Source organism: Streptomyces sp. MJM8645 (genome assembly GCF_001625365.1).
Classification (GTDB): Bacteria; Actinomycetota; Actinomycetes; order Streptomycetales; family Streptomycetaceae; genus Kitasatospora.
Window position 1 is genome coordinate 1,007,709 of sequence record NZ_LJJF01000002.1, and the last position, 14,792, is coordinate 1,022,500.

General features: G+C 72.3%; 9 protein-coding genes and 2 rRNA genes (1 of these 11 only partly in view). 5 read left to right on the forward strand and 6 right to left on the reverse strand.

Annotated features, from left to right (window positions below; translation table 11 throughout):
- Positions 1-73: 73 nt before the first annotated feature.
- From A6F73_RS34910 to A6F73_RS34920, 3 genes are all read right to left on the reverse strand, one after another.
- A complete protein-coding gene (locus A6F73_RS34910; RefSeq protein WP_079136521.1) occupies positions 74-2,377 on the reverse strand; it encodes an ABC transporter ATP-binding protein/permease in 2,304 nt (767 codons plus the stop codon).
- Positions 2,378-2,571: 194 nt separating this feature from the next.
- Entirely contained in the window at positions 2,572-2,928 is a 357-nt protein-coding gene (locus tag A6F73_RS34915; protein WP_063352350.1) for a DUF5132 domain-containing protein, read from the reverse strand.
- A 312-nt stretch (positions 2,929-3,240) separates the two neighbouring features.
- Positions 3,241-4,980 (reverse strand): DUF885 domain-containing protein, encoded by a 1,740-nt coding sequence (locus tag A6F73_RS34920; protein WP_063352351.1) that lies wholly within the window; start codon positions 4,978-4,980, stop codon positions 3,241-3,243.
- Positions 4,981-5,190: 210 nt separating this feature from the next.
- Between A6F73_RS34920 and A6F73_RS34925 the strand changes: the two genes are divergently transcribed.
- The 5 genes from A6F73_RS34925 (at position 5,191) to A6F73_RS34945 (ending at position 11,902) form a co-directional block, all read left to right on the forward strand.
- Positions 5,191-6,783, forward strand: coding sequence for an ABC transporter substrate-binding protein (locus tag A6F73_RS34925; RefSeq protein WP_063352352.1), 1,593 nt, complete (start codon positions 5,191-5,193; stop codon positions 6,781-6,783).
- Between the two features lie 65 nt (positions 6,784-6,848).
- Positions 6,849-7,811, forward strand: coding sequence for an ABC transporter permease (locus A6F73_RS34930; RefSeq protein ID WP_063352353.1), 963 nt, complete (start codon positions 6,849-6,851; stop codon positions 7,809-7,811).
- 7 nt (positions 7,812-7,818) lie between these two features.
- Positions 7,819-9,750: a dipeptide/oligopeptide/nickel ABC transporter permease/ATP-binding protein gene (locus A6F73_RS34935; RefSeq protein ID WP_244293855.1), complete on the forward strand. Its 1,932-nt coding sequence runs from the start codon at positions 7,819-7,821 to the stop codon at positions 9,748-9,750.
- Positions 9,747-10,538 carry an ATP-binding cassette domain-containing protein gene (locus A6F73_RS34940; protein WP_063352355.1) on the forward strand — a complete coding sequence of 264 codons (792 nt, stop codon included), beginning with the start codon at positions 9,747-9,749 and terminating at the stop codon, positions 10,536-10,538. The genes A6F73_RS34935 and A6F73_RS34940 overlap by 4 nt, the downstream gene beginning before the upstream one ends.
- The gene (locus tag A6F73_RS34945) at positions 10,535-11,902 is read left to right on the forward strand and encodes an FAD-dependent oxidoreductase (RefSeq protein ID WP_063352356.1); all 1,368 of its coding nucleotides are present in this window, start codon (positions 10,535-10,537) and stop codon (positions 11,900-11,902) included. Before A6F73_RS34940 ends, A6F73_RS34945 begins: the two co-directional genes overlap by 4 nt.
- Here A6F73_RS34945 and A6F73_RS34950 read toward each other — a convergent pair.
- The 3 genes from A6F73_RS34950 to A6F73_RS34960 form a co-directional block, all read right to left on the reverse strand.
- A complete protein-coding gene (locus A6F73_RS34950; protein ID WP_159398700.1) occupies positions 11,892-12,980 on the reverse strand; it encodes an alpha/beta hydrolase in 1,089 nt (362 codons plus the stop codon). The two genes, A6F73_RS34945 and A6F73_RS34950, sit on opposite strands and share 11 nt — an antisense overlap.
- A 226-nt stretch (positions 12,981-13,206) precedes the next feature.
- Positions 13,207-13,323 (reverse strand): 5S ribosomal RNA (gene rrf, locus A6F73_RS34955).
- Between the two features lie 87 nt (positions 13,324-13,410).
- A 23S ribosomal RNA gene (locus A6F73_RS34960) occupies positions 13,411-14,792 on the reverse strand; it runs 1,739 nt beyond the window's last position.

Genomic DNA, 14,792 nt, shown 5'->3' on the forward strand with positions numbered 1-14,792 from the left:
CGCGCCGGGGCGCGCCGACCGCGGTGGCGTCACGCGGTCGGCGGGCGGGTGGCGGGTGGCGCGGCTGCTGCGGTCAGGCGGCGAGTTCGCCGGCCTGGAGCTGCCAGAGGGATGCGTAGAGTCCGTGCCGGGCGAGGAGTTCGTCGTGGGTGCCCTGTTCGGCCACGACGCCGCCCTTGTCCATGACGTAGATCCGGTCGGCGTGGCGGACGGTGGAGAGCCGGTGGGCGATGATGACCATCGTCCGGTCGACCGCGAAGCCGCGGAGCGTGCGCTGGATGGCGGCCTCGGTCTCGTTGTCCACGGCGGAGGTGGCCTCGTCGAGGATGACGACCGGCGCGTCCTTGAGGATCGCGCGGGCCAGGGCGATCCGCTGCCGCTGGCCGCCCGAGAGCGCGGCGCCGCGTTCGCCGATCACCGTGTCGTAGCCGTCCGGCAGCGTCGCGATGAAGGTGTGCGCCTCGGCCGTCGCGGCCGCTTCGACGACGGCCTCGTCCGAGGCGGCGAAGCTGCCGTAGCGGATGTTGTCGGCGATGCTGCCGTCGAAGAGGAACGGGTCCTGGGCGACGAACCCGATCGCGTCGCGCAGGTCCCGGCGCGGCACGTCGGACACGTCCCGCCCGTCGAGCAACACGGCGCCGGACTCAGCGTCCTGGAAGCGCATCAGCAGCTTGGCGACGGTCGTCTTGCCGGAGCCGGTGGCGCCGACGAGGGCGGTGACCTGCCCGGCGGGGATGGTCAGCGAGAGGTTCTCCAGCGCCGGCGGCCGGCCGGGGTAGGCGAAGGTCACGTCGTCGAGGACGATCTCGCCCTGGACCTTCTCGACGTCGAGCGGTCCGCCGGTGCCTTCGGCCTCGACGGGCAGGGCCCGCAGCCGCTGGACCCGGTCGTAGGCGGCCAGGGTGCGCTGGTACTGGTCGACGATGCCGCCGAGCCGGCTCATCCGGAACAGCACCATCTGGGGCAGCCCGATCAACGGGCTGAACACCTCGAAGCGCAGCGTGCCGTTGAGCACCGCGCGGCCGCCGACCAGCAGGGTGCCGGCCATCGAGGCGGTCGTGCAGGCCCGGACGGTCTCGGCGTGGCGGATCGTGCTCCGGTCGGTCTGGTGCCGGCTGTCCTGGGCGACCGCGCTCAACCCGTCGATGCGTTCGGCCTCGTAGTCCTCGGTGCAGAAGCTCTTGACGGTGGCACCGGCCTCCAGCGTGTTGACCAGCTGGCTGTGCAGCCGGGCCCGGTGCTCACCGGAGACGGCGTAGTCGCCCGCGACCTTCTCCTGGTAGCGGAAGGAGAGCCAGGCGATGACCGGGATGGGCAGGAACGCGATCCAGGCGATCTGCGGCGCCATCAGCAGGAACACCGGCACCAGGATGGCCAGACTGGTGCCCAGGTGCAGCACGTCGTTGGCCGAGGTCGCGAAGAACGCGCCCAGCTGACCGACGTCCTCGGTGAGCACACCGGCCACCCGGCTGGTCCGCTCGCCCTCCAGGTGCCGCAGTTCGAGGTGCTGCACGTGGGCGTACGTCCGGCTGCGCCAGTCGTGCTCGATGTCCTGGCCGAGCGCGCGCCACTGGAGGTTCGACGCGTACGACAGGCCCGCCACGGCGGCGCAGGCGGCCGCCACCAGCCCGGCCAGACCCCAGAGTTGGGCGGACGCGGTGGCCAGGCCGAGGCTGACCAGCGGCGCGGCCTCGCCCTTGATGAGCACCAGTCCCGTCCAGCCGAGGAAGGTGCCCAGCGCCATCTCCGAGACCTGGCAGGCGACCGACAGCGCGCAGGCGCGGCGCAGCCGTCGGCGGTGCGGTCCGACGATCTCCAGCAGGGGGTGGCGTTCGGCTCCGGCCCCGGACAGCTCCCGGGTCGTGTCGACCGTCCGGCGCCAGGCCTTCCGGGCGACGGCCGCGGTCGCCGCCGCCACGCCGCCCAGCGCGACCAGCTGCCTGCTCAGCGCCGACCCGCGGATCAGCGCGACGGCGGCCGCCACGCCGCCCCCGACGGCGAGCACGGGGCGCACGACGACGCCGCGGTCCACCCGCGGAGCCGGTTGGGCGCCGGGCCGGTCGGGCGCCTGGTGTCCCGCGCCGGCCGGGCCCTGCGCGACCAGGGTGACGGCTCTGCGGACGATCCGGCCGACGTCCGTGGCACTCACCCGCGCGTCGTGCCGGACGAGGACCCCACCGGTGACCGGGCTGGCCTGCGCCTCGCTGATCCCGGGGACGCGCCGCAGGGCCGCGGCGAGGACTTCGGCCGTCCGGGGCCGCCCGACGACCAGCTTGACGTCCCAGCGCTGCCGGCCCGGAATGACCGAGCGCGGGCGCACGTCCGCTTCCACGTCCACGGAGCGGTATCCGGCTGCGGCACCCAGCAGAGAGGGCATGTGTACGATCACCTGTTTGCGGAGGTCGCGAGGAAGACCGTCACGGGCACGACGGGATCGCTGCGACGAAGTGGGAATTCTTGAGGGGAAACTGCTGCTGCCGAAAGGCCCGCAGCCGGCCGCCGCGCGGGAGCCGCATTCCGAATCGACCGGAATGTGCGCTCACGCGGCGGCCGGGGTCGCCGGGCAGACCGTCAGTGCACCTTGCCGGCGCCGGCGCCCACGCGGATCTTCGGGCTCCTCGCCTCGGCTTCGGCCCGGGCGGCGGCCTCGTCCTTCCCGCTGCTCGGGGCGGCGCCCTCGGCGGCGCGCTGGCCGTCACCCGAGGGGGCTGCGCCGTCGCCGGCGGAGACCTGCGCCGCCACCACCTCGGCGGCCACCTCGGCCGCGAGGTCGTGGATGTTCTCTCCGGCCTCGTGGGCCGCCTTCTTCACCTCAAGGACGAGGCCGACGGACGTCTTGACGACGCCTCGCACCAGCGGCTTGAGGAGACGCTTGGCCAGTGGCGCGACGATGAGGCCGACCAGGAAGGGCGGTACTAGGGGCGGCATGATGCTCCATCCTCTCTACGCGGACGTATGACAGGGACCCCGGGCAACTGCGGACGCACCGGAGCACCGCACGACTAGGCGGACGGAAGCACCCGACTGCGGAATTCGACGTTCCCCGCCGGATTTCCCGCCGGAATGAATTCCGCACTCGATGGATCAACCGCCCGCTCTCGCTTCACCGTAGTCGAGCCGGGCCCGTCGAAGCCAAACCTTCCCATCCGGTTTCACTCGTGCGAGTGCTCTCGGCCCGTTTTTGTAGCTCGGATTAACGAACAAATACCCACCCGACAATCCACTTATATTCTTTTTTACTCATTGGGGCCTGCCGAGTTCACGTGCCACCCGCCGCCGGAGGGCGGGAAACGGCAGCCCGCCGCCGCCCAGGACCGCCTCGTGGAAGGCCCGCACCTCGAACCCGGCGCCCGGACCGGCCTCGGCCCGGACCCCGGGACCGGCCTCGGCCCACTCCCGCAGCCGGGCGAACTCCAGATACCCCGCACGGTAGGACAGCGCCTGCCCGGGCAGGTCCGTCGAGTACCGCAGCAGGTCCGAGGCGATCTGGGCGTCCGCCTCGGTGGAGTTGGCGCGCATGAAGTCCCGCGCCTGCTCCAGCCCCATGGTGCCGAGGTTGAGCCCGGTGTCGACGACCAGGCGCTGCGCGGTGAACCGCTCCTGCGCGAGGCGCCCGTACGCGTCCCACGGGTCGTCGTAGAGGCCCATCTCCCAGCCCAGACCGGCCGCGTACTCGGCCCAGCCCTCGTTGAACGCGCCGAACCCGGCCACTTCACGGCGCAGCCGGGGCAGCGACCGGTTCTCCGCCTGGCGGGCCAGGTGGAAGTGGTGGCCCGGAGCCAGCTCGTGGTAGATCAGCGAGGCCGCGCCCAGCAGCGACCGCCCTTCCAGCCCCGCGCCGTTGTAGCGGTAGCGCCCGACCGGGTCCGCCGCCGTGGGCTGCTGGTAGTACCCGAACGTCAGCCCCGCCTCCAGCGCCGGATCCAGCCGGGCCAGCCCGTACGGGGCGCCCGGCAGCGCAACGAACCACCGCGGCAGCAGCGGCGCCAGCCGGTCGAGGTACCGGCGGTAGCGGGCCTCGACCTCCTCCGGCGTGCGGGCGTACAGCCGGGGCTCGCTCCGCAGCCGCTCGTGGAACTCCTCCTCGGGGCCCGGGAATCCGAGGGCGGTACGGACCTCCCGCATCCGCTCGGCCAGTTCGCGGCACTGCTCGCGGCCGAGCTCGTGCAGCCGCTCGGGCGGCGTCCCACCGCCCGTGTGCGTCCGGACGAACTCCCGGTACGCCTCCTCACCGCCTTCGTACCGCGCCCAGCCCACGGCCTGCGGCGCCTCGCGCAGCTGGTCCGGACCGTCGACGGCGGCGAGCAGGCCGTCGAAGGCCGGCAGCAACTCGGCTTCCACCAGCCGCCGCACGCCGTCTCGGACCCGTCCGCACTCGGCCGGCCCCAGCCCGCCCAGCCGGCCCTCGTCCACCTCCACGCGCTCCGCCACCGACGCCCGCAGGCCCGCGAGGGTGGCGCGCACCCCGGGCAGGGCCGGGGCGGGCACCCGGAAGCCGCGCACGGCCTGCCCCGCCGCCTTGTCGCCGATCGAGCCGACCACCCGGGCCAGCTCACGCACGAGCACCAAGTACCTTTCGGCGTCGGATGGTTGGTCGAAGCGGTGGGGCCGCAGGGCGGCATCGACGTACTGCGACAACGGGAACAGCCGGTACGGCGTGACGGCGGGCGTCAGCCAGTAGCAGCGGTGGGCCCGCAGCTCCTGCTCGGCCGACCCGACGAGGAAGGCGGCCGTATCGGCATCGGCGCCGCAGAGCCCCGCGCCGTCGAGCGCCCGGACCCCCTCCACGACCACCCGGACCCGCTCCACGACGCCCGTGGCGAACCGCGCCCGCTCCTCGGCCTCGGCCGGCGACTCCCTCGGCAGCGACTCGACCGGGAGCCCCTGCCGGGCCCGCAGCAGCGGGTCGCGCTCCAGCAGGAACTCCCAGTAGCGGTCCGCCAGCCGACCGATCTCCCGGCCCGGTTCATTCGTCCTCATCCGGCCATCCTGTCGAGGACGCGCCGCCCGGCCACCCCGGTCCGCGGACAATCGGCCACAGCATCCCCCTAACGGGTGAACCGGATCGGCCCCCGCCACCCGCGCCCCCTTCCGCCCGCCAAGGCGGCACACGGCCAAGACCTTTCGAACAGGCTTGCCGTACAGGTGAGTTGACTCGCCATCGTCAGCACTCGGTGGCACCATGACGCCATGCCCCGTCGCCCCCTGCCGGTCCCGCTGGCGGCTGCCCTGACCACCGCGGCCGTCGCGGCCGGCACACTCACCGGCTGCGGCAGCGTCGCCCCCTCCTCCACGACCGGTCCCCTCGTGGACCGCGGGACCGTACGGATCGCGGCCGCCAGCGAGACGCCCAGCTTCAACCCGTACACGGCCTTCGGCGCCGCTCCGGCCCGCTACGCCTACGACTCGCTGGTCAACGTCTCCGCCGACGCCACCCTGGTCTCCGGCCTGGCCTCCTCCTGGGAGGCCACCACCACCACGGCCACCTTCACCCTCCGCCCGGGAATCACCTGCTCCGACGGCACCCCCCTCACCGCCACGGCCGTCGCCCGCGCACTCACCTACGCCGGCGACCCGGCCCACCAGCTCGCCGGCGCCCAGACCGTCCTGCCCACCGTCCCGTACACCGCGAGCGCCGACGACTCGACCGGCACCGTGACGGCGACCACCACCGCCCCCTTCCCCTTCCTCACCCGCACCCTCGGACTGCTGCCGATCGTCTGCCCCGCCGGCCTCGACCGGCCCCAGTCGCTGGACCGCTCCACCCGGGGCACCGGACCGTACGTGCTGACCCACTACACCCCGGGCGGCCCGTACGAGTTCACCGTGCGCGACGACTACACCTGGGGGCCCGCCGGGGCGACCACGGCGGAACCCGGCCTCCCCGCCCGCATCGTCATCTCCGTGCTGCCCCAGGCCTCCACCGCCGCCAACCTGCTGCTCACCGGCGGCATCGACATCGCGAGCGTCAACGGACCCGACCGCGCCCGGCTCGCCGACCACGGCCTGGCCACCGCCGATGTGGCGACCGTCATCGGGCTGACCTTCTTCAACCAGCGCCCCGGCCGCCCCCTCGCCGACCCGGCCCTGCGCCGGGCCCTGGTGTCCGCACTCGACCGCCAGGGGCTCGCCAACGTCGCCGTCGGCGGCACCGGCACCCCCGCCACCGACTTCGGCGCGCAAGGCGCCGTCTGCCACGCCGACCTCGCCGCCGCCAACCTGCCCGCACAGGACGCCACCGAGGCGCTGCGCGCCGCCGGCTGGACCCGCGCCGCCAACGCCCGACTGACGAAGAACGGCCGACCGCTCCGGCTGCGCCTGATCACCAGCCCCGACCTCGGCCCGACGCTGGCACCCGTCGCCGAGCTGATGGCCCGCTCCTGGACGGCCCTGGGCGCGGACGTCAAGCTGGTCACCGAGAGCCTGCCCGCCCTCGTCAACGCCATGTACCAGACCGGCGACTTCGACGTCGTCGTCGGCACCTCCCCCGGCTTCGCCCTGCCCGTCGGCTTCATCCCGTTCTTCTCCGGCCCAATCCCCGCCCAGGGCCTCAACTTCGCGGGCGTGGCCAATCCCGCATACGACGCCCTGGTCGCCCAGGCCCTTCGGGAGCCGGACACCGCGGGCTGCGCCACCTGGAACCGGGCCGCCGCCGCGCTCTTCCGCTCCGCCGACGCCCTGCCGATCGCCGACGGCCGCAGCACCGTGTACGGGCGCAGCACCACCTTCGCCACGACCTTCGGCGGCCAGGTCATCCCCACCAGCATCCGCCTGCACCGATGACCGGGGGATCCCGCGTGACCACACCCCGTCGTTCGCCGCCTCTGCCGCGTCTGCCGCGGCACCTCATGCCCCACCTCCTGCGGCACCCGTGGACGGTGTTCCTCTGCCGGCGCACCGCCCGGCTGCTCCTCTCCCTCGGGGTCGTGCTCACCGCCTCGTTCGCGATGATCCGCCTGGTGCCCGGAGACCCGGTCCGCGCGGCGCTCGGCGTCGACGCCTCCCCCGCCCTGGTGGCCGCACGCCGGCACCAACTCGGGCTCGACGAACCCTTCCTGTCCCAGTACCGGCACTATGTCGACGGCCTCGTGCACGGCGACCTCGGCACCTCGCTGGTCACCTCGACACCGGTCGCGGAGCTCGTCCGCACCCGGCTGCCGGCCACCCTCGAAATCGCCGGCCTGGCCTTCCTCGTCACCCTCGCCGTCGCCCTGCCCTGCGGCCTGCTCGCCGCCGTCCGCACCCGGGACGGCCGGCACCCGCGCAGCGAGCTGGCGTTCACGACGCTCACCGCCGGCCTGGCCGGGATCCCCGACTTCGTCCTGGCCGCCGGGCTCACCGCGCTGCTGGCCGTCGGCCTCCAACTGCTGCCGGTGGCCGGCACGGCGGGCGCCGGATCCTTCGTCCTGCCGGTCCTCGCGCTCTCCGTCGCGCCCACCGCCGTCCTGGTGCGCATCGTCCGGGTGGAGGCGCTGAAAGTGCTGTCCGAGGACTACCTGCGCACCGCCCGTGGAAAACGGCTGTCACCGCTACGCCGCTACCTGCGGCACGCGGCGCCGAACATGGCCACCGCCGCACTCACCGTCGCCGGAGGCCTGCTGCCCGCCCTGATCGCCGGCACCGTGCTGGTGGAGAAGGTCTTCGCCTGGCCCGGCATCGGTTCGGCCCTGGCGCAGTCCGTGAGCTCGCAGGACTACCCGGTGATCCAGGCGATGGTGCTGATCCTGGGCACGACCGTCCTGCTCGCCGCGCTCCTGGTCGACGTGCTGCTGGCGCTGCTCGACCCGCGCTCGACGATCCGGGAGAGCTGAGGTGCCGATGCCCCTTCCCACCAGGTACCTCCGCTCGCCCATGGCCTGGGCCACCACCGCCATGCTGGCCTCTCTGATCGTGCTCGCGCTGGCCGGCCCGCTCCTCTGGGGCGCGGCGGCAGACCTCCCCGACCCCTCGGCGGTACTGCAAGGCCCCTCCACCGCCCACCCCTTCGGCACCGACAACCTCGGACGGGACCTCCTCGCCCGAGTCCTCACCGCCACCCGGCCCTCCCTGCTGCTCGCGCTGGCCGCGACCGCGATCGGCGCGAGCACCGGCATCCTCCTCGGCGCGTCCACCGCCGTCGTCGGCCCCCGCGCCCGCCGCCTGCTCGCGGCAGTGATCAACCTCCTGCTCGCCTTCCCCGCACTCCTGGTCGCGCTCTTCCTCGCGGTCGTGTTCGGCGCGGGCGCGGCCGGGGCGATGCTCGCCCTCGCCGTCGCCGGTGTACCCGGCTTCGCCCGGCTCGCCCAGACCCTCGCCGCCACCGTCGCGGGCACCGACCACCTGGCCTCGGCCCGGGTCCTCGGCCTGCGCCGGCACCGGCTGCTGTGGCGGCACGTCCTGCCCAACATCGCCGAACCGCTGCTGCTGAGCGCGACCACGGCGGCGGGCACCTCCCTGGTCGCGCTCTCCGGGCTGAGCTTCCTCGGCCTGGGCGTCCAACCGCCCGGCTACGACTGGGGGCAACTGCTCAACCAGGGGCTCGACCGGATCTACGCCCAGCCGCTGCCCGCCCTCGCCCCCGGCCTGGCCATCCTCTACGCGGCGGTGACGTTCCAACTGCTAGGCGAGGTCCTGGCAGGAGGCGCCGCCCGGCGCAACCCGGCGGGCCGTACGCCCCCGCGACCGAGTGCGCCGGGTGGGCCGATTGCTCCGAGCGGGCCCGCCGAGGACGGCCTCGTCCTCCAGGTCGAGGACCTGAGCGTCGAACTCCCCACCCCCGACGGCGTGATCCGGCCCGTCCGCGGCGTGAGCCTCTCCCTGCGGCCGGGCGAGATCGTCGGACTCGTCGGCGAGTCCGGCTCCGGCAAGTCGCTCACCGCGCTCGCGATCGCCGACCTGCTCCCCGAGCGCGCCCGGGTCTCCCACCGCACCCTCCGGCTGCTCGGCGCCGACCTGGACGCCATGACGCCGAAGCAGCGCGACCGGCACCTCGCGACCGGCCTGGCCATGGTCTTCCAGAACCCGGCCACGGCACTCAACCCGTCACTCCGGATCGCCACCCAGCTCACCGAGGCGCCCCGCACCCACCTCGGCACGAGCCGCACCCAGGCCCTGCGGGACGCCGAGGACGCCCTGCACCGGGTGGCCCTGCCCCCCACCCTGCTGCGGGCCCGCCCCCACCAGCTCTCCGGCGGCCAGCGCCAGCGCGTCATGATCGCCGCCGGCCTGATGATGCGGCCCGGCCTGATCATCGCCGACGAACCGACGACCGCCCTCGACACCACCGTGCAGCGGCAGATCACCGACCTGCTCTCCGACCTGCGGCGGGACACCTCCGCCGCCGTCCTGTTCATCAGCCACGACATCGCGCTCGTGAGCGGATTCTGCGAACGCGTCCTGGTGATGTACGCGGGCTCCATCGTCGAGGCCCTCCCCGCCGACCGGCTCGCCACCGCCGCCCGGCACCCCTACACCCGGGCCCTGGTCGCCTCGGTGCCGGACCTCACCGCGAACCGCGACCGGCCGCTGCCCACCGTGGCGGGCGCGCCGCCCGACCCGATCGCCCCCACCCCGGGCTGCCCGTTCGAGCCCCGCTGCCCGTACCGGCTGGACCGCTGCACCCTGGAGGCTCCGCAACTGGACGACGTCGACGCGCTCCAGCAGGTCGCCTGCTGGAACCCCCAGCCGGTGGAGGCAGAAACGGTCCAGGCGACGTCAGAGCAGGCTTCAGAACAGGCGACGGAACATCAGGTGGAGGCGGACCCGTCATGACCAGCCTGCGGCTCTGCGACCTCACCGTCCGCCACCACGGCCCGCGCGGCCCGGTCACCGCCGTGGACCGCGTCTCACTGGAGGTCCCGGCCGGCACCACGCTCGGGCTCGTCGGCGAGTCCGGCTCGGGAAAGTCGACCCTGGCCCGCGCGATCGTCGGGCTCGCCCCCGTGCACGGCGGCCGGGTCCTCGTCGACGGCCAGGACGTCCGGGTCCGTACCGTCCGCGCCCGGCGCCGGCTCGGCCGCCTGGTCCAGATCGTCCTCCAGGACCCGGACACCGCGCTCGACCCCCGGATGACCGTCCGCCAGAGCCTCGTCGAGGCCGCCACCGTCTTCCACCGGCTCGACCGGCACGCCCGTACCGAGCGCGTCGCCGAGCTGCTCGACCTCGTCGGACTGGATCCCCGGCTCGCCGGCCGCCTGCCCCGACAGCTGTCCGGCGGCCAGCGCCAACGGGTCGCCGTCGCCCGCGCCCTGGCCGTCGGACCCGGCCTCCTGATCGCCGACGAGATCACCTCGGCCCTCGACGTCTCGGTGCAGGCGTCCGTCCTCAACACGATCCGCGAACTCCAGCGACGGCTCGGCCTGTCCATGCTGTTCATCGGCCACAACCTGCCCGCGGTCTGCTACGTCTCCGATACGGTGGCGGTGATGCGGCTCGGTCGGATCGTCGAAACGGGCCCCACCGACGCCCTCCTGCGCGACCCACAGCACCCCTACACGCGGGAGCTCCTCGCCGCCGTCCCCCGCCTGTCCGGCCCACCGCCCTCCCGGAGGTCCCGATGACCGTCGACCGACCCGACGCGGTGGTGGTCGGGGCCGGGGTGATCGGCACCGCCGTCGCCCTCGAACTCGCCCGCACCGGACGGCAGGTGGTCGTGGTGGACAAGGCCGGCGCGCCCGGCCACGGATCGACCGGCGCGTCCAGCGCGATCGTCCGGTTCAACTACTCCACCTTCGACGGCGTCGCCACGGCCTGGGAGTCCCTCCACCTGTGGGCGTCCTGGCCCGAGCACCTCGGGCTCACCACCGACCGCCGCCCGCTCGCGGCCTTCCGCCGCACCGGCGCCGTGCTGCTCGACCCGCCCTTCCCCGAACCCGCCGACACCACGGCCCTGTTCGACCTGGCCGGCGTCCCGTACGAACGGTGGGACACCGCCGCCCTGCGCGAGCGCCTGCCCGGGATCGACGCCGGACGGTACTGGCCGCCGAAGCCCGTGGACGACGACGCCTTCTTCGACGGCCCGGCCGGCGAGCTCGGTGCCCTGTTCACCCCGGACGCCGGGTTCGTCGACGACCCGCAGCTCGCGGCCCAGAACCTCGCCGATGCGGCGGGCGAGCTGGGTGCGCGCTTCCTGTTCCACCGCACCGTGGTGGCCGTCGACCGGCGCTCGGACCGCGTGGCGGGCCTCCGCCTGGCCGACGGGGCCCGGATCGCCGCGCCGGTCGTGGTCAACGCCGCCGGCCCGTGGTCGGGGGGCCTCAACCGGCTGGCGGGTGTCGGCAGCGACTTCACCATCGGGGTACGTCCCCTGCGCGAGGAGGTCCACCAGATCGCCGCGCCCGACAGCTCCGCCACCGACCCCGCTACCGACCCCGCCGCCGGCCCTGCCATCGGCTCCGGCTCCGGCCCCACCTCCGGGCCGCTTCCCGTCGTCGCCGACGTCGACCTCGGCACCTACCTGCGCCCGGCCGCCGGGGGCCGCCTGCTCATCGGCGGCACCCAGCCGGCCTGCGACCCGCCGGAGTGGATCGACGACCCGGACGAGGCCGACCCGCGCCCCACCGCCCACCGCTTCCGCACCCAGGTGACCCGCGCGGCCCGCCGCTTCCCCGGGATCACCGTCCCCAGCCGGCCCGTCGGCGTCGCGGGCGTGTACGACGTCGCCGACGACTGGACCCCGATCTACGACCGCACCGCCCTCGACGGCTACTACGTCGCCATGGGCACGAGCGGCAACCAGTTCAAGAACGCGCCACTGGTGGGCCGCTACCTCGCGACCCTGATCAACCTGGTCGAAGCCGGCCACGACCACGACGGCGACCCGGTCCGCTACCGCTGCGAGCACACCGGCAACGTCGTCGACCTGGGCGCGTTCTCCCGCCGCCGCCCGGTCCGGACCGGCTCCGCCCGCACGGTCATGGGCTGAGGGTGCGCAGTTCGCTCACCAGATCCGCGACCACCCCGACCACGAACCCGGGCTCCTCGGTCGGGAAGTCATGGCCGGTTCCCGCCGGCGTGTGCACCACCCGGGACGCGGTCGACGCCGCCAGGTAACGGGTCCGGGCCCCGAGGTAGAACCGGCCGATCCGCTCGGCCTCGGCGGCGTCCCCGGCGGCCGCCAGCACCGTCTCCCCGCCCGTGAGGTCGCGAGGTATGACCAGCACCAGCGGCAGGTCGCCGAGGTCCCCGTCGTAGACCACGGTCTCCCAGCCCACCTCCGCCAGGCCGACGGGCGAGAGCTCCGCGAAGATCGACGCGGCGGCGCAGTACTGGCCGGTCCGGCCGCCACGGCCACGGCCCCGGTGAGCACCGAACAAGTGCCGCACCGCCGTCAGCAGGAACTCCCGGCGCATGCCCGCGACCAACCGGTTGGGCGGCGCGAAGGCGATCACCTCCAGGGGCGTCGGATCCAGCAACACGAGTCCGGCCACCAGATCCGGCCGCCGCCTGGCGGCATTCGCGACCAGCAGCCCGCCGAAGGAATGGCCGACGAACACGTACGGGGCCCGCTCCCCCGCCGCCTCCAGCGCGGCCACCAGCTCCTCCGCCTCGGCCGCCGTCGTCCTCGGGAAGGGCCCGACGTCACTCCAGCCCGAGCCGAACCGGTCGACCAGCACCGAGCGGGTCCGGGCCGCCATCATCGTGTGCAACTGCCCGAACTCCTCGCCCGGCGCGTGCCCGCCCGGCATCCAGACCACCGTCGGCCCGTCCCCGGCAACCCCCTCCGCGAGGACGTGCATCCGGCACCCGCCCACCCCGACCAGCCGCCCCGGCTCCCCGCCCGCCCCCACTCCCCGGCCCACCAGCACCAGGTGCCGCACCGCGCCGACCGCCAGCACCACACCCACAGCCACCACTAAGCACCCGAGCGCCACCAGCCAGCCCGCACCGCCCCCGACCAGCCCGGCCCCCACGCCCACCACCAGCACCGCGACCGGCACTCCCAGCCAGTCCCGGCTCAGCAACGCGAGCAGGGCATCCGCCACCCGTCCGTTCCGGCGCATCGGTCCTCCAGGGCATCCGAGAGGCGACCTCTCCCCCTGTTCTTCCCGCATCCACCCGCGCCGACGCGCCCCCCACGAACACGCATGCGACACCCCGGGGCCTGTCCGTCCTGCGCCCCGCCGCCGTGCGCTGCCCATCGGAAAAGAGCCGGCCACCAGGCCACGGCCCCGGAAATGCAGAGAACCCCCATCCGGTTTCCCGGATGGGGGTTCTCTGTGAATGATTGTTCGGCGGCGTCCTACTCTCCCACAGGGTCCCCCCTGCAGTACCATCGGCGCTGTAAGGCTTAGCTTCCGGGTTCGGAATGTAACCGGGCGTTTCCCTCACGCTATGACCACCGAAACACTATGAAACTGTCAACCGCACCAACCCCGTAGCCAAACGGGTTGGGGTCGTTGTTTCAGAACAACACAGTGGACGCGAGCAACTGAGGACAAGCCCTCGGCCTATTAGTACCGGTCAACTCCACCCCTCACAGGGCTTCCATATCCGGCCTATCAACCCAGTCGTCTACTGGGAGCCTTACCCTCTCAAGGAGGTGGGAGTGCTCATCTCGAAGCAGGCTTCCCGCTTAGATGCTTTCAGCGGTTATCCCTCCCGAACGTAGCCAACCAGCCATGCCCTTGGCAGGACAACTGGCACACCAGAGGTTCGTCCGTCCCGGTCCTCTCGTACTAGGGACAGCCCTTCTCAACACTCCTACGCGCACAGCGGATAGGGACCGAACTGTCTCACGACGTTCTAAACCCAGCTCGCGTACCGCTTTAATGGGCGAACAGCCCAACCCTTGGGACCTACTCCAGCCCCAGGATGCGACGAGCCGACATCGAGGTGCCAAACCATCCCGTCGATATGGACTCTTGGGGAAGATCAGCCTGTTATCCCCGGGGTACCTTTTATCCGTTGAGCGACGGCGCTTCCACAAGCCACCGCCGGATCACTAGTCCCTACTTTCGTACCTGCTCGACCCGTCAGTCTCACAGTCAAGCTCCCTTGTGCACTTACACTCAACACCTGATTGCCAACCAGGCTGAGGGAACCTTTGGGCGCCTCCGTTACTCTTTAGGAGGCAACCGCCCCAGTTAAACTACCCACCAGACACTGTCCCTGATCCGGATCACGGACCCAGGTTAGACATCCAGCACGACCAGAGTGGTATTTCAACGACGACTCCACAACAACTGGCGTTGCTGCTTCAAAGTCTCCCACCTATCCTACACAAGCCGAACCGAACACCAATATCAAGCTATAGTAAAGGTCCCGGGGTCTTTCCGTCCTGCTGCGCGAAACGAGCATCTTTACTCGTAATGCAATTTCACCGGGCCTATGGTTGAGACAGTCGAGAAGTCGTTACGCCATTCGTGCAGGTCGGAACTTACCCGACAAGGAATTTCGCTACCTTAGGATGGTTATAGTTACCACCGCCGTTTACTGGCGCTTAAGTTCTCAGCTTCGCCCCACCGAAATGGAGCTAACCGGTCCCCTTAACGTTCCAGCACCGGGCAGGCGTCAGTCCGTATACATCGCCTTACGGCTTCGCACGGACCTGTGTTTTTAGTAAACAGTCGCTTCTCGCTGGTCTCTGCGGCCACCCCCAGCTCTGACAGCAAGTGCCGTCACCAGGAATGGCCCCCCTTCTCCCGAAGTTACGGGGGCATTTTGCCGAGTTCCTTAACCATAGTTCACCCGAACGCCTCGGTATTCTCTACCTGACCACCTGAGTCGGTTTGGGGTACGGGCCGCCATGAAACTCGCTAGAGGCTTTTCTCGACAGCATAGGATCATCCACTTCACCACAATCGGCTCGGCAT